The sequence below is a fragment of the Naumannella halotolerans genome, from assembly GCF_004364645.1.
Taxonomy (GTDB): Bacteria; Actinomycetota; Actinomycetes; order Propionibacteriales; family Propionibacteriaceae; genus Naumannella; species Naumannella halotolerans.
In genome coordinates, this window is the sequence record NZ_SOAW01000001.1 from 547,953 (window position 1) to 566,867 (window position 18,915).

Genomic DNA, 18,915 nt, shown 5'->3' on the forward strand with positions numbered 1-18,915 from the left:
GCTCAGGCCGGGGTCAGCTGCAGCTGCAGCCGTGCGGCCGCGGCGTCGATTCCGGTGTCCGGCCGCGGCAGGTACCGCTGCGGCGGGTGGGTCCGGGCGACCAGATCGCGCATCGCCGCCAGATCGGGCAGCTCCACCCCGAGCGCCCGGGCCTGCACCAGGGCATTGCCCAGGGCTGCAGCCTCGGCCGGCCCGGCGAGCACCGGGATCCCGAGCGCATCGGCGGTGAGCTGGCACAGCAGCGTGTTCTGCGAACCACCACCGACGATGTGGACGACACCGATCTCGGTCCCGGAGAGGTCACCGGCCAGGCACACGTTCCGTCGATACGCCAGCGCCAGACCGTCCAGGATCGTGCGTACCACCTCCACCGGCGTCTCCGGCACCGGCTCCCCGGCCTCGGCCGCCAGTGCCATGATCCGGCTCGGCATGTCCCCCGGGGGGATCAGTCGCGGATCCTCGACATCGATCACGGTTCGCCAGGCCGGCAGCAGCGCCGCCTGTGCCAGCAGTCCGGGCAGCCCCGGCAGACCCCGCCCGGCCCGCCGCCAGGTCTCCAACGACTGGGCCAGCAGCCACAGCCCGGAGACATTGCGCAGGAATCGGATGCTGTCGTCCAGCCCGGCCTCATTGGTGAAATCGGCCCGGCGTGCCTGCTCGGTCAGCACCGGCGCGGGCAGTTCGACACCGACCAAGGACCAGGTCCCCGAGGAGATGTAGGCGAAGTCCGTGCCCTGGGCCGGTACCGCGACGACTGCCGAAGCGGTGTCGTGGGAGGCGACGCTCAGCACCGGGGTGCCGACCAGACCGGTCGGGACCTGGGGACCGGCCTGCACCGTACCGATCCGGGTGCCCGGATCGACCAACGGCGGGAACAGTCGCTCGGGGAGCTCCAGGGCAGTGATCAACTTCTGCGACCACTCCCCTTCCCGGGCATCGTAGAGCTGGGTGGTCGAGGCATTGGTCCGCTCGGCCACCGCCACACCGGTCAACCAGTAGCCCAGCAGGTCCGGCAACAGCAGCATTCGATCCACCTGCGGCCAGATCTCCGACTCCCGGCTCGCGATCAACTGGTAGACGGTGTTGAACGGCAGTTGCTGCAGACCGGTGATCGAATACAACTCGTCCTCGCCGATCTGCCGGCTGATCCGCTCGGCGATCCCGTCGGTACGGGAGTCGCGATGCGACCACGGGTCATGCAACAGGCTTCCCACAGCGTCCAACAGGCCATGATCAACTGCCCAGGAATCGATGCCGATCCCGTCCAGCCGACCATGATCGGCGAGTTCGGAGACGCCCTGCAGCACTTCGCGATGGATCTTCCGGATCTGCCAGACCAAACCGTCCGGCCCGGCATGGGCGCCGTTGGCGAAGCGGTGGATCTCGGTCAGTTCCAGTCGGTCCCGGCCCACTTCGCAGGACATCACCCGACCGCTGGTCGCACCGAGATCCACCGCGGCGACGCGTACCCGCTCCAGCGGTGTGGTCATCGCAGAAAGGCCGCCGCCACACCGGCGTCGACCGGGACGTGCAGTCCGGTGGTGTGGGACAGCTCGGGCCCGCAGAGGACGAAGACCGCATTCGCGATATGTGCCGGCAGCACCTCCCGCTTCAGGATCGTCCGCTGGGCGTAGAACTTGCCCAGGTCCTGTTCCTCCACACCGTAGACGGCTGCGCGCTTCGCCCCCCAGCCACCGGCGAAGATGCCCGAGCCCTGGACGACCCCGTCGGGATTGATCCCGTTCACCCGGATCCCGAACTCACCGAGCTCGACCGCCAGCAGGCGTACCTGATGGGCCTGATCGGCCTTCGTCGCACCGTAGGCGACATTGTTCGGGCCGGCGAAGATCGAGTTCTTCGAGGAGATGTAGACGATGTCACCGCCCAGTCCCTGCTCGATCATCACCTTCGCGGTCGCCTTGGACACCAGGAAGGACCCCTTCGCCATCACATCGTGCTGCAGATCCCAATCGGCCTCGGTGGTCTCCAGCAACGACTTCGACAGCGACAGACCGGCATTGTTCACCACCAGATCGAGACCGCCGAAGGCAAGCACGGCCTGTTCGACCGCTCGCTGCACCGCACCGGCGTCGGAGACGTCGACCTGCACGCCGACGGCGACATCGCTGCTGCCGATCTCGGCCGCGGTGGCCTGTGCCTTCTCCAGGGAGAGGTCGGCGATCACCACACAAGCACCTTCGGCGGCCAGCCGTTCGGCGGTGGCCCGACCGATGCCCGATGCCGCACCGGTGACGAAGGCGATCCGGGTGGCCAGCGGCTTCGGTGCCGGCATCCGCTGCAGCTTCGCCTCCTCCAGGGCCCAGTACTCGATCCGGAACTTCTCCGACTCCTCGATCGGCGCATAGGTGGAGATGCCCTCGGCGCCGCGCATCACGTTGATCGCGTTCAGGTAGAACTCCCCGGCGACCCGAGCCGTCTGCTTGTCCTTGCCGAAGCTGAACATCCCGACACCCGGCACCAGCACGATCGACGGGTCGGAGCCACGGATCGCGGGGCTGCCGGCATCGGCATGACGCTCGTAGTAGGCCCGGTAGTCCTCGCGGTAACCGACCGCCAGCTCCTGCAACCGGGCGATCACCTCGTCCACCGGGGCATCGGCCGGGAGGTCGACGACCAGCGGCTTGATCTTGGTACGCAGGAAGTGGTCGGGGCAGCTGGTTCCCAGTTCGGCCAGCCGGGGATGCTCGGTGGAGGCGAGGAACTCCATCACCTGGGCGGCGTCGTTGTAGTGGCCGACGACCGGACGATCACGACCGGCGATGCCGCGGATGGTCGGGGCGAGTGCGGCGGCTTTGGCATGACGCTCGGCCTCGGGCAGCGCGGCGTACCCCTGCAGCGGGGGACCGAACGGCTCCGGGCGGGAGTTCTCGTCGATGTAGTCCTCGGCGGTGTTGATGATCCACAGCGAGTTCTTCTCCGCTTCTTCGCTGCTGTCCCCCCAGGCGGTGATTCCGTGCCCACCGAGGATGCAGCCGATCGCCTGCGGGTTCTCGGACTTGATCTTCGCGATGTCCAGACCGAGCTGGAATCCCGGACGGCGCCAGGGGACCCAGACGACCTTGTCGCCGAAGATCGTCGAGGTCAGCTTCTCCCCGTCGACCGAGGTGGCGACGGCGATCCCGGAGTCGGGGTGCAGGTGGTCGACATGCGGGGCATCGACCAATCCGTGCATGGCGGTGTCGATCGACGGGGCAGCGCCCCCCTTGCCGTGCAGGCAGTAGTCGAAGGCGGCCACCATCTCGTCCTCCCGGTCCACCCCGGGGTAGGTGTCGACCATCGCCTGCAACCGATCCAGGCGCACGACGGCGAGCCCCTTCTCGGTGAGCGTGCCCAGGTCACCACCCGAGCCCTTCACCCACAACAGGTCGACCTGCGCACCGGTGACCGGACCGGTGATGATGATCATGGTCATCGGCAGTGCGATCAGCATGATCGGTGCGATGTCCAGGAGCAGGTAGTACATCGTCAACGGCCCGTCGAAGTTGTTGACGTTGACCATCGAGTAACCGATCACCACCAGCAGGACAGCGATGATCAAGCTTTCCCGGGTCAGCAGCACGCGCTTCCACAGCGGTGCCGCATGGCGGGCGTAGGTACGGGTCTGAGCTGGTGCGGTGGCCGTCGTCATCGTCGACTCCCCTCATCGGACGTGGAGGGATCGCCGAGGAGACGATCCGGGCCGGTGGTGTGCTGCTGGGACCCGACCGGTGCCGCGATCGGGTGATCATCGGGATCGCTCGGTGGCGATGTCGGGGGTGCCCCTTCGCCGGGGTCGTCACGTACCTGGGCCAATCGGCGCTCGTGCATCGCCGCGACCACGCGGTCGAGGACCACGGCGGCCAGGATCAGCACACCGACCACCGCGCGCTGCCAGAAGTCGGAGATGCCGAGTACCGGCAGAGCGCTGTTGATGGTGACCAGCAGGGTGGCTCCGATCGCAGCGCCCCACACCGTGCCGCTGCCGCCGAAGATCGCGACCCCGCCGATCACGGCTGCGCCGACGGCCTGCAACTCGATGCTGTAACCGGCATTGGAGCTGACCGTGCCGTAGCGGGCGACGTAGAACACGCCGGCCAGACCGGCCAGTGCCCCGGAGGCCACGAAGGCCCCGATCACCCGGCGGGTGGTCGGCAGTCCGTAGAGCACGGCCGCGTCGGGGTCGGAGCCGATCGCGTACAGCTCGCGGCCCGATCGGGTCGAATGCAGGTAGTACCCGGCGGCTGCGAGCACGATCAGGGCGACGATCGTCAGGACCGGGATGGTCAGGATCTGGGTGGTTCCCAGGGCCAGGAATCCGCCGGGAATCTCACTGGCGGTGATCCGGCTGCTGCCTGCCCAGGTGAGGAAGATGCCACGGTAGATGTAGAGCGTGCCCAAGGTGATCACCAGGGCAGGTACCCGCCCGAATCCGACCAGCAGACCGTTGACCAGTCCGAGCACCGCTCCGGCGAGGACGGCGAGCAGCACGACCACCGGAATCGGCAGTGCGGTGTCGATGAACAGCCGCCCGGTCAGATAGGCGGTCAGGCCCATGGTCGAACCGACCGACAGATCGACGTTCCGGGTGATGATCACGATTGTCTGCCCTACGGCGAGCAGGATCAGGATGCTCGGGTTCACGAGCAGTGAGCGCCAGCCGTCGGCACCGGTGACGAAACCGGGGCTGCGGATGGCGGTGGCGGTGATCAGGAGGATCAGCACCAGCGCGATGGCCAGTTCCCGTGAGCGGAGCACGGTCATCAGACCCCGGCGCAGCGGGCTGAGTTCGCTCGGCCGGACTTCCTGTTCGGTGATGGTGGCGGCCATGATCACCGACCTCCTTCGGGGTTCGTGGTGCCGGCAGCGACCGGAACGGAATCGTCGATGGCTCCGGTGGCCGCGCGCATGACCGTCTCGGCCGTGGCATCCTCGCGATCCAGTTCGGCGGTGATCCGACCTTCGTGCAGGACCACCACGCGGTCGGCCATGCCGAGCACCTCGGGCAACTCCGAGGAGATCATCAGGATCGCCAGGCCTTGCCCGGCGAGTTCGGAGAGCAGTCGATGGACCTCGGACTTGGTGCCGACGTCGATGCCACGGGTGGGTTCGTCGATGATCAACAGCCGGGGCTCGGTGGCCAGCCACTTGGCGAGGACGACCTTCTGCTGGTTGCCGCCACTCATGGTGGCACCCTCCATGTCCAGTGCAGCCGTCTTCACCTCCAGACGTGAGGCCCAGGGCGAGGCAGCGTGACTCTCGGCGCTGTCGGTGATCAGGCCGAGCCGTCCGAGACCGTTGCGGATCACCGCGGCGATGTTGCGGGTGACGGAGGCGTCGACGATCAATCCCTGTTGCCGGCGGTCCTCCGGCACCAATGCCATACCGGCGCGGATCGCCTCCCGGGGGCTGTTCGGGCGTACCGGGCGCCCGGACATCGTGACCTCACCGCGGTCATAGGGATCGACCCCGAACACCGCTCTGGCGACCTCGCTCCGACCGGCTCCCACGAGTCCGGCCGGGCCGACGATCTCACCCCTGCGGACGACCAGGTCGATGTCGTCGAAGACACCGGTACGGGACAGGCCGCGTACCTCCAGTACCGGGTCGCCGATGGTGGTGTCCTGTTTCGGGAACAACTCGGCCACTTCCCGGCCGACCATCTGCTGCACGATCTCGTCGACGGAGGTGTCGGCCACCGCGGCGGTGGAGATGTAGGCGCCGTCACGCATCACCGTGACCATGTCGCAGAGTTCGAAGACCTCCTCGAACCGGTGGGAGATGAAGACCAGCGCGCGACCCTCGTCGCGCAGGTTCCGGGCCACCGCGAAGAGGCGGTCGACCTCCACCCCGCTCAGCGCGGCGGTCGGTTCGTCCATGATCAGCAGTGCCGCGTCGAGGGAGATCGCCTTGGCGATCTCGATGATCTGCTGGTCGGCGATCGAGAGCCCCTTGGCCGTTCGACGGGGGTCGAGGTTGACCCCGAGGCCGTCGAAGAGCTCCTGGGCGCGCGAGTACATCGTGGCGCGATCGATCCGCCGACCGGCGCCGAGTGGATGGCGCCCCATGAAGATGTTCTCGGCCACCGACAGGTCGGGGAACAGGGTGGGTTCCTGGTAGATGACAGCCACGCCGGCGGCTTTGGACTCGGCGGTGGACCCGAAGTCCACATCGGTGCTGCGGAGCCGGAAGGTTCCACTGTCCCGGCGATGCACACCGGCGACGATCTTCACCAGGGTCGACTTTCCGGCACCGTTCTCACCCACGAGTGCGTGGATCGATCCGGGGTCGACGACAAGGGTGCCGGCTCGTAGGGCAGCGACGGGACCGAAGGACTTCGCGACATCGCGCAACTCAAGTGTTGGCTCGACGACGGTGGCGGACATGCAACTCCTCGGCGATGAGGTGAAAGGTTTCACTTTCGGGCTTGGTGGCTGACGCTAGACGGCCGCGACGACAGCGTCAAGACGCCGTGATCACATTTCTGAAACGAATCATTCCGCTCGGGACGGAGCTGATCGGTGGGACCGCAGGCTACGATGACGCGAGCGTCGCGAAGGGAGAGATGCGTTGTCGCGATCTGGGGCCGTTCCCGTCCGTGGCCGAAGACAGGTCTCGGTGAAGGATGTGGCGGCCGAGGCCGGCGTCTCGCTGGGAACGGTCTCGAATGTGCTGAACCGGCCGGAGAAGGTTTCGGCGCGTACGCGTGAACAGGTGCAGAGCGCCATCGACCGGCTCGGGTTCGTTCGCAATGACGCCGCCCGCCAATTGCGGTCCGGGGCCAACCAGTCCGTGGGCATGATCGTGCTCGACGTGGGCAACCCGTTCTTCACCGATCTCGCGCAGAGTGCCGAGACCCGATTGGGTGAACTGCATCGACCGCTGATCCTGGGCAGTTCCGGCCAGGACCCTGTCCGCGAGGCCAACTGTCTCGATCTGTTCGAGAGCCAGCGGGTCAGTGGTGTGCTGATCTCGCCGGTGGGACAGGTGCAGGAGCGTTTGCGGCAGTTGCGGCGGCGCGGAATCGCGGTCGTGGTGGTGGATCGTCGCCTCGGCTCGGGGGAGTTCCCCTCGGTCGGTGTGGACGACCTGCTGGGTGCTCGGCTCGCGGTCACCCATCTGGTGCAGGGTGGGCGGCGACGGATCGCCTTCGTCGGTGGCTCACCCGAGTTGAGCCAGGTACGTCGGCGACTGGCCGGAGCGCAGGCCGCAGCCGCCGAGTCCGGACTCGACGCGACCGTCGAGGCGATCTGTACCGACACCTTGGACGCCACTGCGGGCAGGCGGGCGGTCGAGGCACTCCTGGATCGGTCGCCGTCGCGGCGGCCCGACGCGATCTTCGCCGCCAACGACCTGCTCGCGCTCGGTGTGCTGCAGGGATTGACCCTGGCCGGGGTCGCAGTTCCGGACGAGATGGCGGTGGTCGGTTACGACGACATCGAATTCGCTTCCTCGGCAGCGATCCCGCTCACCTCGGTTCGGCAGCCGCGGGACGCCCTCGGGCAGGTGGCGGCCGACCTGCTGCTCGAACACATCGCCGATCCCGACGTCGAGCCCCGGGAAGTGATCCTGGAACCCGAGTTGATGATCAGACTGAGCAGCACGACGCGGTCGGGGTGATCAGCCGCTGCGGGGCATCACCACGGTCGGCACCGGGGAGTGCCTGACCAACTTGCTGGCCCGGGAGCCGAGGAAGACCCGGGTCAGCGGTCCAGCGGCCGAGGAGCCGATCAGCAGCAGTTCGTCGGGCAGCCACTCGATTCCGGCCATCGATTCACTCCAGCCGGGGCCGGTGCCGACCACGGTTTCCACCTGCTCGGAGATGATCTTGTCCGTGCGCAGGTGTTGTTGGGCTTCGGTGACCTGCTCCCGCCAGGAGGTGAGCACCGAATCCTCGGCGGACAACCCGACGCTCGGCGGGTACATCGTGGCCCCGCGGACGCCGAAACTGGCCACCCGGACCGGCACACCCAGGCGGGCGGCGAACTCGACCCCGTCGGCCACCAGGCGCCTCGACTCGGGAGTGTCGGAGAAGGCGCAGGTGACGCGACTGAATCCGTCCGAGGCCGTCGAACGGTAACCACGCGGACTGATCGCCAGAGGTACGGGGGAGGAGTGCAGGAGTTTGTCGGCGGTCGACCCCACGACGATCCGGCCCAGGGCGCCATCGGTCGACGACCCCAGGACCAGCATCGTGGCGTCGTGGGTCTGCATGGCGGCCAGCAGGGCCGAGGTGACCGATCGGCCGGGGGAGACGACATAGGTGGTCGGGACATCGACACTGGTCTCGGACAACCACTGCTGGGCCTGCCGTTCGGAATTCTCCCCCAGAGTCCGGGCGTAGTCGGCGAATTCGGCGTCCACCCGGGCCATCGACGGAGTGGTCCACTGGCGGGGGACGACCGTGGCGACGGTGAGCGATTCGCCGAGCGCCGCGGCGAGTTGCAGGCCGAGGTCGAGTGAACCGCGGCCACCCTTCTCCGGGATGTAACCGACAACCACGCTCATTCGTCTGCTCCCTCATCCGACCCGTCACGAAGTCCTGGTCGCAGTGCGGAGTGCCGACGACCGTACACCAGGTAGAAGACGATGAACACCGCCACCCACAGCAGGAAGATCAGCCAGGTGTACCAATGCAGGCTGATCAGGATGTAGCCACAGGCGAGGATCGACAGCACCGGTGTCACCGGGAATCCGGGAACCTTGAATCCCCGGGGCAGGTCGGGTTCGCGGTATCGCAGGATCAGCACCCCCACTGACACCACGATGAAGGCCGTCAGGGTGCCGATGGAGACCACATCGACCAGGTAGTCCAGTGGGACGATGGCGGCCAGGATGGCGACGATGATCGCGACGATGATGGTGTTGTTGGTCGGGGTGTGGGTACGCGGACTGACCTTCGCGAAGACCTTCGGCAGCATCCCGTCGCGGCCCATGGCGAACAGGATCCGAGTCTGCCCGTACATGGTCACCAGGGTCACCGAGAAGATCGAGATCACCGCACCGATGGCGAGCACGGTGCCCCAGATGTTGTTGCCGGTGACGATCTCCAGGATCCGTGACAGGCCCGCCTCGGTCTGACCTTCGAAGTCCTGCCAGGGTTGGGCTCCGATCGCCGAGAACGCCACCAGCAGGTAGATCGCGATCACCGTCAGCAGAGCGGCGATCAGCGCGCGGGGCATGGTCTTCTGCGGATCCTTCACCTCGTCGCCGGCGGTGGAGACGGCGTCCAGCCCGATGAAGGAGAAGAAGATCGTACCGGCTGCGGTGGCGATCCCGGCAGCACCGAAGGGTGCGAAGTCGGCGAAGTTGTCGGAGTCGAATGCGGTGAAGGCGATGATCGAGAACATCCCGAGAACGGCCAGCTTGATGATCACCATGACCGCGTTCACCTTGGCCGACTCGCTCGCCCCGCGGATCAGCAGCAGGGCGCACAGTCCCACCAGGACGACTGCCGGGAGGTTGACCACTCCGGGCTCGGCGTCCCAGGGGGCGGCCAGGATCGCGTGCGGCAGCTCGATCCCGGTGAGATTGGCCAAGGCCTCGTTGAGGTATCCGCTCCAGCCGACCGCGACCGCTGCGGTGGAGACGCCGTACTCCAGCAGCAGGCAGGCTGCCACCCCCATGGCGACGATCTCACCGAGGGTGGCGTAGGCATAGGAGTAGGTCGACCCGGAGACCGGCACCGAGGAGGCCATCTCGGCATAACAGATTGCGGCCAGCCCGGCGGCCACACCGGCCAGCAGGAACGAGACGACGACCGCCGGTCCGGCCTCGGGCACCGCGGAGGAGAGGACGAAGAAGATGCCGGTACCGACGGTCGCGCCGACTCCGAACATCGTCAGTTGGAAGGTGCCGATGCTGCGACTGAGCTGTTGCTCCGGTGGGGGAGTCTGGCCGATCGGTTTCCGGCGGAACAGCGAATGGGGGTTGGACACCGGGGCGTGCGGATCTGCGGTCATACCGGGCACCTCTTACTGGATCACTCCTGGCCGAATCACTCCTGGATCGGCCTGGATCGCCACTGGATCAGACGGAGTCGGGTGCGGCTCCTGGCAAGCATTGTCATCCCATGTCTGCCGGTTGGGGAGCTTTCCGGCAGAATTTCACCGAACGGGGTGCAGCGCGATAGTATCTACCGGTTGCCGTCACGACGGCCGCGGATCACCAAGAGTCCTCGCCCCATCCGATGTGGGCCGCTGCAGAGCGGGAGGGCGCCGCGCAACGGACACACGGAGGAACGCTGATGGACGCAGCGGAGAAGCAGAAGATCATCGAAGAGTACGCGACCAAGCCGGGCGACACTGGTTCCCCCGATGTGCAGATCGCGTTGCTGACCAAGCGGATCTCGCACCTGACCGAGCACCTGAAGGCGCACAAGGGCGACCATCACAGCCGCCGTGGCCTGATGCTGATGGTCGGCCAGCGCCGGAACCTGCTGAACTACGTCGCGAAGAACGACATCGAGCACTACCGCGAGCTGATCGCCCGTCTGGGACTGCGTCGCTGAGCTTGATCCACACACTTGCGAGGGGGGAGCGGCCGACCGTCATGGTCGGGCGCGCCCCCTTTCGCGCACCGGCATGCCTGCACCCTCGCCCGGACCCCCGGGCGTAGGCTGGATGCCGACAACTGAAGAACAACTGAACATCCAGACAACCAAGACCGCGCAGACCGGGAGTCCAGTCCTCGGTAGTGGTCTTCGGGACCCCGTACCACCGGTATCGCCGGGGTACGGCAGGGCCCGCGGACCTCGATCGAAGACCGGCCTCCGACCGCCGGGCACCTCGCACCACATCGGGTGCCGAGCGCTCAGGCACCCACAGGTCTTCGTCGCGGTCCGCCACAGAAAGGAATCCCGTGGAGGGACCTGAAGTTTTCACCACCGAGGCCGTCATCGACAATGGCGCCTTCGGCACCCACACCGTCCGATTCGAGACCGGTTTTCTGGCCAAGCAGGCAGCCGGCTCGGCCACCGTCTACCTCGACGAGGAGACGATGCTGCTGTCGGCCACCACCGCCAGCAAGAAGCCGCGGGAGTCGATCGACTTCTTCCCGCTGACCGTCGACGTCGAGGAGCGGATGTATGCCGCCGGCCGGATCCCCGGCTCCTTCTTCCGCCGCGAGGGCCGGCCGTCGGAGGGCGCGATCCTGGCCTGTCGGCTGATCGACCGCCCGCTGCGCCCGACCTTCGTCAAGGGTCTGCGCAACGAGGTCCAGGTCGTCGTCACCGTGATGGCGCTGGACCCGAACAGCCTCTACGACGTGGTCGCGATCAACGCCGCCTCCATCTCCACCCAGCTCTCCGGACTGCCCTTCAGCGGACCGATCGGCGGCATCCGGATCGCCCTGATCGGCGACCAGTGGGTCGGTTTCCCGACCGTCGAGCAGTTGGCGGAGTCCACCTTTGACATGGTCGTCGCCGGCCGCGTGCTGGCCGACGGTGATGTCGCCATCATGATGGTCGAGGCCGAGTCGACCGAGCAGACCTGGGACCTGGTGAAGGCAGGCAAGACCGCCCCGACCGAGAGCGTCGTCGGTGCCGGTCTGGAAGCGGCCAAGCCGTTCATCAAGGCGCTGTGCGATGCGCAGGCCGAACTGGCGGCCAAGGCTGCCAAGCCGACCGTCGACTTCCCGGTCTTCCGTGACTACGAGGACGACGTCTACGCCGCCGTGGAGGCCGATGCCTCCGAGGCCCTGGCCAAGGTGATGAGCATCGCCGACAAGGTCGAGCGGGAGACCGCCACCGACGCGCTGCTGGCCGAGGTCCGCGACCGGGTCGGCCCGCAGTTCGAGGGCCGGGAGTCCGAGATCAACGGTGCCTACCGGGCGCTGACCAAGAAGCTGGTCCGGAACAAGGTGCTCACCGAGCAGGTACGCATCGACGGCCGCGGGCTGCGCGACATCCGTACCCTCTCGGCCGAGGTCGGGGTGATTCCGCGGGTGCACGGTTCGGCCCTGTTCCAACGCGGCGAGACCCAGATCCTGGGCGTCACCACCTTGAACATGTTGGACATGGAGCAGAAGCTCGACGTGCTGGGTCCGGAGACCTCCAAGCGCTACATGCACAACTACAACTTCCCGCCCTACTCGACCGGTGAGACCGGCCGCGTCGGTTCCCCGAAACGCCGCGAGATCGGCCACGGTGCGCTCGCCGAGCGCGCCCTGGTCCCGGTGCTGCCGACCCGCGAGGAGTTCCCCTACGCGATCCGTCAGGTCTCGGAGGCGCTGGGCTCCAACGGCTCCACCTCCATGGGTTCGGTCTGTGCCTCGACCATGTCACTGCTGAACGCCGGTGTGCCGCTGCGCGCCCCGGTCGCCGGTATCGCCATGGGCCTGATGAGTGGTGAGGTCGACGGCCAGACCAAGTACATCGCGTTGACCGACATCCTCGGAGCCGAGGACGCCCTCGGTGACATGGACTTCAAGGTCGCCGGTACCAAGGACTTCATCACCGCACTGCAGCTCGACACCAAGCTCGACGGCATCCCAGCCAGCGTGCTGTCCGATGCGTTGCTGCAGGCCAAGGATGCGCGTTACACCATCCTCGAGGTGATGGCCGAGGCCATCGACGCACCCGATGAGATGAGCCCGACCGCCCCGCGGATCATCTCGGTCACCATCCCGGTGGACAAGATCGGTGAGGTGATCGGCCCGAAGGGCAAGATCATCAACCAGATCCAGGACGAGACCGGCGCCAACATCTCGATCGAGGACGACGGCACCATCTACATCGGTGCCGATCGGGGCGAGGCAGCCGAGGCGGCACGGGCGGCGGTCAACGCGATCGCCAACCCGACCATGCCGGAGAAGGGCGAGCGCTACCTGGGAACGGTCGTGAAGACGACCAACTTCGGTGCCTTCGTCTCCCTGCTGCCGGGCAAGGACGGACTGCTGCACATCTCCAAGCTGCGTGACCTGACCGGTGGCAAGCGGGTGGAGAACGTCGACGACGTGTTGAGCGTCGGCCAGAAGCTGCAGGTCGAGATCGCCGACATCGACGATCGCGGCAAGCTGTCGCTGATCCCGGTGGTCGAGGAGACCGCGGTCGAGACCGAGGACGCCCCGGCTCCGGCCCAGGGCTGAAACGATCATCGACTGAAGCGCTGGTGAACGCAGGGTGAGCAACCCGACGACCCCATCTCGGCAGCATCGAGCAGGCGACATCCGCCACTCGGTGCTGCCGAGTGGTATCCGGTTGGTGACCGAGAACATGCCCGGTGCAGCCTCTGCCTGCATCGGCTTCTTCATCGGCACCGGATCCCGCTCGGAGACGGTGCTGCAGCATGGTGCCTCCCACTTCTTGGAACACGTCTTGTTCAAGGGCACACCGACTCGGGCGCCGGAGGACATCTCGGCCGAGATCGAACAGGTCGGCGGTGACATCAATGCCTACACAGCCAAGGAACACACCTGCTTCCACGCGAAGGTGATCGGTTCCGACGGACCGATGGCAGTCGACGTCCTCTCCGACATGCTCGCCAATTCGCTGATCCGGTCGGCCGACCTGGAGGCCGAACGGGAGGTGATCCTGGACGAGATCGCGATGCACACCGACGATCCGGGTGAGGTCGCCCACGAGTTGGTCAGCGGACGGTTGCTGGCCGGTGACGCCCTCGAACGGCCGGTCATCGGCACCCACCACTCGATCGTCGACATGACCCGGCGCCGGGTGCTCAACTACTGGCGCCGCCACTACCGCCCGGAGAACATCGTGGTCAGTGTCGCCGGGGTGGCCGACCATGATCGACTCATTGATCAACTGGAGGAGTTCGCCGGCCAACTGCCGGGTCCGGCCACCGGCGCGCCCATCCATCACACGACCAGCTCAGCTCGGCCGGCGGTGATCCCGGCGGCTGTGATCAGCCGCAGCCGCGACTTCGAACAGTCGAATGCGGTGATGGGATTCCGTGGTGTCGGAGTGCTCGATCCACGGCGTCCGGCACTGAATCTGCTGGCCACCATCCTCGGTGGCGGAATGAGTTCGCGGTTGTTCGTCGAGGTACGCGAGCGCCGCGGTCTCGCCTATGCGATCGATGCCACCGAAGGTGCCTACAGTGACACCGGCCTTTTCGCCATCGAGTGGGCCAACCAGTCCGAGCGGACCGCCGAGATCGTCTCCGTCGTCCGGGACCAGATCGCCGACCTGCTCGACGGCGGAATCACCGCCGAGGAGGTGGAACGGGCCAAGGGCCAGGTGCGCGGTCAGACGATCCTGGGATACGAGGGCGCGCTGCCGCGGATGAGCCGCAACGGCAGCGGCCTGTTGATCGGTGACGACCGGACCATCGAGGAGATGGTGGAAGCCTACGAGGCTGTCGGGGTCGACGAACTCACCGAGGTGGCGCGGACGTACCTCTCGGTACCGCCGGTGATCGGCATAGTCGGACAGCGCCCCAACCGGCGCAAGGTAGAACGGCTGTTGCGTCGCTGGCCAGGGTGAACGATCGCCGAGTGCAGACGGTTGATCATCTGCCGGTCGATCGTCGTGCCGACCGCGACCGGTCGGCGCAGGTGGTGTCGCGGATCGTCCCGTACCGGAACCGAAGCGGCCGACTAGGCTGGGCGGAGGTTTCGCCACGACGGACGGAATCGGGTCACAGCGAACTGCGCCGTAGCGGTGCATGGAGGATTTGAGCATGGATGTTGCGGTCTTCGGGGCCGGTGGTCGGATGGGCCAGGCGAGTTGCCAGGCAGTGGAGGCCAGCGACGATCTGAACCTGGTTGCGCGGATCGACTCCGGTGACGATCGGGAGCCCGCGACCGCAGCGCAGGTCGTGATCGACTTCACCCATCCCGATGCGGTGATGGACAATCTGCAGTGGTGCCTCGAGCACGGCATCAACGCCGTTGTCGGTACCACCGGATTCACCGATGAGCGGCTGGAAACCCTGCGGGAATCGTTGACGCAGGCCCCGGGTGTGGGCATCGTGATCGCTGCCAACTTCTCCATCGGCGCAGTGCTGATGATGAAGTTCGCCGAACAGGCGGCCGCCTTCTACGAGTCGGCGGAGATCATCGAACTGCACCATCCGAACAAGGCCGATGCGCCCTCGGGTACGGCCACGACCACTGCGCGGCGAATGGCAGCTGCGCGTACCGCGGCCGGGCTCGGCCCGTCTCCCGATGCCACCCAGCACGAGGTCCCGGGGGCCCGCGGTGCCACGGTCGACGACATCCATGTGCATTCGGTACGGCTGCGCGGCCTCGTCGCCCACCAGGAGGTGCAGTTGGGTGCCGAAGGCGAGACCCTGACCATCCGGCACGACTCCTACGACCGGGTGTCCTTCATGCCCGGTGTGCTGGCCGCGGTACGGGCGGTGCCGCAGCTGCCGGGACTGACCGTCGGCATCGAATCGATCCTCGGACTCTGAGGCGTGAGCGAGACCTACATCCGCAGTTCGGCGAGCCGGCCACGGCGGCGCAACCGCCTGCTGCTCGTACTGTTCACGCTGATCGTCCTGGCGGTTCTGCTCCTCGGTGTGGACCGCGGCGCAGCCTGGCTGGTCGGACAGCAACAGGCCGAGCAGTTGCAGCGCGACTTCGGCATGAGCCAGACCCCGGAGGTCACCTTCGACGGCTTCCCCTTCCTCACCCAGTTGATCGCCGGCAACTTCGAGCGGGTCGAGGTGCACGCCGATGAGCTGACCGTCGCCGCGGGTGAACAGCAGTTCACCCTGCAGGACACCGACCTCGAACTGCTCGACGTCCGAGGCATCACCGAACCCGTCGCCACTCAGCTGAACGGCACCGGGGTGCTGGACTGGAACAGTGTCGCCTCACTGGTCGGCGCACCGGTGAGTTATGCCGGCTCCGATGCGGCGGGCACCGGCCGGATCCAGGTCGACTACACCGCCCAGGTCTTCGGTTCTGCGGTCACCGCCACCGTGATCGGTACGCCCATGCTGGACCCGGAAGCGCAGACCCTCACTCTCGGCGAGGCCCAGGTCTCGGTGGCCGGGTACGAACTGCCCGAGGCGGTGTCGAACCAGTTGATCAACCAGTTCGCGGGCGACATCCCGTTGAGTCTGCCGTTGAATCTCAAGGTCGACGAGTTGAGCGCGGAATCGGCCGGTATGAACGTGGCGATCAGCGGGTCCGAGGTGAACTTCAGCGGCAACTGATCGTGGTCTGTGCGCCGCTTGCCGGCGGAGGGGCAGACAGCCGTCGTCCGCCGCTCGAAGCCGGGGCTGCGACTCGATCGTCACGCGGTGGGCGCGCTTGGTGATGTCACTTCGCGGCCATCGGGCGTACGGCCTCGCGGCCTCGATCAGACGGTTCTGCTCATCGGGCTCGTTCTCGGGAGAGTGCCGCAGCAACCTTGGTGGCGGGTCTTCGCCGATCCGGTGGGCGCCCGTGCGTCACTGAAGTGCCGCTGCAACCTTGATGGCGGTCTCCTTCGCCGATCCCGGGTTCTGCCCGGTGATCAGATTGCCGTCGACGACCGCGTGGGAGACGAAGGAGAGCTTCGCCTTCTCGTACCGCGCACCACGTTCCTTCGCGGCCTCTTCTGCGTTGTACGGCACCAGTTTGTCGACCCTGGCCAGGACCTCCTCGGTCCAGGAGAATCCGGTCATCCGGTGTCCGGTGATCAAGAACTCGCCGCTGGACAGCCGGGTGTTGAGCAGCCCGCAGTAACCGTGGCAGACCGAGGAGACGATGCCGCCGCGCTCATAGATCTCCCGGGTGATCCGTTGCAGTCCGTCGCTGTCGGGGAAGTCGTACATCACCGCGTGGCCACCGGTGAAGTAGATGGCGTCGAAGTCCTCGGAGGTGATCTGCTCGGGCCCGGGAGTGTTCGGTAGCAGTCTCATCAGCGCAGGATCGTCGTGGAAAGCTCGTGCGCTGCGGTCGTAGAGCGGGAACTTCATCGCTCGCGGTTCCAGCGGGACCGGGCCACCCGCCGGGCTGACCAGGCTCTGGTCGAAGCCGTGCTCGGCGAACACGTCCCAGGCATGGGACAGCTCGGAGAGCCACAATCCGGTCGGGTGGCCCGGGTCGTCGTCGAACGAACCGGTGTTGGTGACGACGTGCAGGATGCGCGTGGCCATTGGATCCTCCTCGGTCGGCTGTCGGTCGAAGGCCGGCAGGCGAGGACGGCCAGGGCGAAAGTTTACAGCGCAAACATGGGGTCGGCCAGTGTCCGGTGAGGTGTTCGGGTGAGCGGGCAGGGTCCGGTGAGCGGGCAGGGTCCGGGGACAGGGGGCAGGGTCCGGGGACCGGGGGCAGGGTCCGGGGACAGGGGACAGGGTCCGGGGACAGGGGACAGGGGGCAGGGTCGGGTGAGTGGGCATTGTCGGGTGGGCGCCGATGCTCTGCTGAGACACCAGCGTGGGTTGGGCGTCTGTGCCTGTCTCACGATGGGCCGCTGTGGATGCCGTCCGTCTGCCGGAGATCGGGTTCGGCAACCGCTGATGGGCGTGTGCCCGGAGCTGATGGCGATTCGGTTGCACAAGCCGCAAGGTGGCCAGCCCAGCATCCTGCATCTTGCCCGGCCACCCAGAACTCGATGGCCACGAAGTGCCCGTCGTGGTGAGGTTGCGCGGTCCGGGTTTCGACACGGCAGCGGGCGGGGCACGGTCGAGCATCAGCAAGACAAACGTCACACTCGATCCTCGAATCGGACAGAATCACCCCGAATGCGGGCGGGTCTGCTGATCGACTGTGACGTTTGTTTGGTTCCGCCCCGACCAGGTGCTGGGTGACCCGGTGCTCAGGCCGTCTCGGACGCTGTTTCCGCGGTTGCCGGGTGTGCCCAGGGTTCAGGCCGGTGTTGAGTTCAGGCCGGTGTTGAGTTCAGCCGGGTGTTGAGTTCAGGCCGGTGTTGAGTTCAGCCGGGTGTTGAGTTCAGCCGGTGATGGTCGTATCGGTGACCGCAGTCCGCTCCGCCGAAGTCGTGACCCGGACTCGACACCGACGAGGCGGGTCGGACGGTGCGACCGCACGGTTCAGCTCGGCCAGGAAACGGAGACAGGTTCGATCCAGGAGGGATCTCGGCGGCAGCCACCAGCGTGCAGCCGACCAGCATGGCCGAGGGAGACCACGTACGACCAAGAGCGCCTACGCCTCCGCCGGCGTGACTGCACCGCGGTCCCTGACCTGCTGGATCGGCATGTATTCGCCGGGCCGAGCCGCCTCACCCGATGGCCGTGTGCAGCCGGACCTGTTTCAACCGTGCCGGGCTGAGGTCGGACCCGAGCTCACGGTGAGCGCCGTCGGCACCCCAGCCGGTCTCGGTCAGGAACGTCCGCATCACATCGTCGGCAGAACGGATCCAGACCCTCGCGATCCGGCAACCGTCGGCGACCAGGGTGTCGACCACGGCGTTCAGCAGTCGAGATCCATGACCATGGCCGCGGGAGACCGGATCGATGACGAACTCACCGAGCTCTCCGTGCATCGCGGGGTCAGCATCGGGGTCCTCCGAAGGGCCGGTCGTGGCGAACCCGGCGATCCGGGCGGTGCCACCGTCGACCGCCACCAGCACCCGGCACCGGGCCAGGGGCGGAGTGATGATCGCCTGCTGCCACAGTTGCGTCGACTGCTGCAGTGGCACCGCCAACAATGGCTGGGCAAGCTCCCGGGGCAGGTCGGACTCCCACGCCCGACGTTGCAGGGCAGCGATCTGCCCGGCCTCGGCCGGGAGGGCCAACCGGACCGAATCGGCGATCCGCGGTCCCGATTCGGGTGAATCGGCAGAACCGCGCACCGGCCCAGGCTCGGACGACCCGGGTGCGGTCGTGTCTGGCTGGTCCGGCGCACCGGGCCCATCGATGGGTACGGACGCGTCCGGTTGATTGGGTGGGCCGGGTATAGCCACGTCCGATTGGTCAGGCGCATCCGGTGAGCCGGGGCCGGCTGTCTCCGGCAGGTCGCCGGCATCGGGCTCATCGGTGGGCACAGGGTCAGACTAGGGGA

The 18,915-nt window shown here is 67.0% G+C and carries 14 protein-coding genes; 6 read left to right on the top strand and 8 right to left on the bottom strand.

The window, feature by feature from the left end; genetic code table 11:
• Positions 1-2 precede the first annotated feature (2 nt).
• Genes CLV29_RS02585 through CLV29_RS02600 form a run of 4 tightly spaced genes read right to left on the bottom strand, consistent with a single transcriptional unit; the run spans position 3 to position 6,383 of the window.
• Positions 3-1,490, bottom strand: coding sequence for a rhamnulokinase (locus CLV29_RS02585; protein ID WP_133753509.1), 1,488 nt, complete (start codon positions 1,488-1,490; stop codon positions 3-5).
• Positions 1,487-3,649, bottom strand: coding sequence for a bifunctional aldolase/short-chain dehydrogenase (locus CLV29_RS02590; RefSeq protein WP_243831680.1), 2,163 nt, complete (start codon positions 3,647-3,649; stop codon positions 1,487-1,489). Before CLV29_RS02590 ends, CLV29_RS02585 begins: the two co-directional genes overlap by 4 nt.
• Entirely contained in the window at positions 3,646-4,827 is a 1,182-nt protein-coding gene (locus CLV29_RS02595) for an ABC transporter permease (RefSeq protein WP_133753510.1), read from the bottom strand. Before CLV29_RS02595 ends, CLV29_RS02590 begins: the two co-directional genes overlap by 4 nt.
• A gap of 2 nt (positions 4,828-4,829) precedes the next feature.
• Entirely contained in the window at positions 4,830-6,383 is a 1,554-nt protein-coding gene (locus CLV29_RS02600; protein WP_133753511.1) for a sugar ABC transporter ATP-binding protein, read from the bottom strand.
• Positions 6,384-6,615: 232 nt separating this feature from the next.
• Between CLV29_RS02600 and CLV29_RS02605 the strand changes: the two genes are divergently transcribed.
• Complete coding sequence (locus CLV29_RS02605) at positions 6,616-7,617, top strand: LacI family DNA-binding transcriptional regulator (RefSeq protein WP_208292726.1); 1,002 nt, start codon at positions 6,616-6,618, stop codon at positions 7,615-7,617.
• Here the strand turns inward: CLV29_RS02605 and CLV29_RS02610 are convergent, their stop codons facing one another.
• Both CLV29_RS02610 and CLV29_RS02615 read right to left on the bottom strand, forming a co-directional pair.
• A complete protein-coding gene (locus CLV29_RS02610) occupies positions 7,618-8,505 on the bottom strand; it encodes a universal stress protein (protein WP_133753513.1) in 888 nt (295 codons plus the stop codon). It abuts the gene before it with no gap.
• Positions 8,502-9,959, bottom strand: a complete 1,458-nt coding sequence (locus tag CLV29_RS02615; protein WP_133753514.1) for an amino acid permease — start codon at positions 9,957-9,959, stop codon at positions 8,502-8,504. The genes CLV29_RS02610 and CLV29_RS02615 overlap by 4 nt, the downstream gene beginning before the upstream one ends.
• Before the next feature lie 284 nt (positions 9,960-10,243).
• Between CLV29_RS02615 and rpsO the strand changes: the two genes are divergently transcribed.
• The 5 genes from rpsO to CLV29_RS02640 all read left to right on the top strand — a co-directional run bounded on the left by rpsO (position 10,244) and on the right by CLV29_RS02640 (position 16,121).
• A complete protein-coding gene (gene rpsO, locus CLV29_RS02620; RefSeq protein WP_133753515.1) occupies positions 10,244-10,507 on the top strand; it encodes a 30S ribosomal protein S15 in 264 nt (87 codons plus the stop codon).
• Positions 10,508-10,857: 350 nt separating this feature from the next.
• Positions 10,858-13,083 (top strand): polyribonucleotide nucleotidyltransferase, encoded by a 2,226-nt coding sequence (locus tag CLV29_RS02625; RefSeq protein ID WP_133753516.1) that lies wholly within the window; start codon positions 10,858-10,860, stop codon positions 13,081-13,083.
• Between the two features lie 115 nt (positions 13,084-13,198).
• Positions 13,199-14,440: a M16 family metallopeptidase gene (locus CLV29_RS02630; RefSeq protein WP_133753517.1), complete on the top strand. Its 1,242-nt coding sequence runs from the start codon at positions 13,199-13,201 to the stop codon at positions 14,438-14,440.
• 196 nt (positions 14,441-14,636) lie between these two features.
• A complete protein-coding gene (gene dapB, locus CLV29_RS02635; protein WP_133753518.1) occupies positions 14,637-15,371 on the top strand; it encodes a 4-hydroxy-tetrahydrodipicolinate reductase in 735 nt (244 codons plus the stop codon).
• A gap of 3 nt (positions 15,372-15,374) precedes the next feature.
• On the top strand, positions 15,375-16,121 hold the full coding sequence (locus CLV29_RS02640; RefSeq protein WP_133753519.1) for an LmeA family phospholipid-binding protein: 747 nt from the start codon (positions 15,375-15,377) through the stop codon (positions 16,119-16,121).
• A 237-nt stretch (positions 16,122-16,358) separates the two neighbouring features.
• On the opposite strand, the gene CLV29_RS02645 is transcribed toward CLV29_RS02640, so the two are convergent.
• On the bottom strand, positions 16,359-17,048 hold the full coding sequence (locus CLV29_RS02645) for a type 1 glutamine amidotransferase domain-containing protein (protein WP_133753520.1): 690 nt from the start codon (positions 17,046-17,048) through the stop codon (positions 16,359-16,361).
• 1,085 nt (positions 17,049-18,133) lie between these two features.
• Positions 18,134-18,706, bottom strand: coding sequence for a GNAT family N-acetyltransferase (locus tag CLV29_RS02650; protein ID WP_133753521.1), 573 nt, complete (start codon positions 18,704-18,706; stop codon positions 18,134-18,136).
• Between the last annotated feature and the right edge of the window lie 209 nt (positions 18,707-18,915).

Coding starts and splice junctions, on each gene's coding strand:
- CLV29_RS02585 (WP_133753509.1), bottom strand. CDS start 1,490: ATGACCACACCGCTGGAGCGGGTACGCGTCGCCGCGGTGGATCTCGGT.
- CLV29_RS02590 (WP_243831680.1), bottom strand. CDS start 3,649: ATGACGACGGCCACCGCACCAGCTCAGACCCGTACCTACGCCCGCCAT.
- CLV29_RS02595 (WP_133753510.1), bottom strand. CDS start 4,827: ATGGCCGCCACCATCACCGAACAGGAAGTCCGGCCGAGCGAACTCAGC.
- CLV29_RS02600 (WP_133753511.1), bottom strand. CDS start 6,383: ATGTCCGCCACCGTCGTCGAGCCAACACTTGAGTTGCGCGATGTCGCG.
- CLV29_RS02610 (WP_133753513.1), bottom strand. CDS start 8,505: ATGAGCGTGGTTGTCGGTTACATCCCGGAGAAGGGTGGCCGCGGTTCA.
- CLV29_RS02615 (WP_133753514.1), bottom strand. CDS start 9,959: ATGACCGCAGATCCGCACGCCCCGGTGTCCAACCCCCATTCGCTGTTC.
- rpsO (WP_133753515.1), top strand. CDS start 10,244: ATGGACGCAGCGGAGAAGCAGAAGATCATCGAAGAGTACGCGACCAAG.
- dapB (WP_133753518.1), top strand. CDS start 14,637: ATGGATGTTGCGGTCTTCGGGGCCGGTGGTCGGATGGGCCAGGCGAGT.
- CLV29_RS02645 (WP_133753520.1), bottom strand. CDS start 17,048: ATGGCCACGCGCATCCTGCACGTCGTCACCAACACCGGTTCGTTCGAC.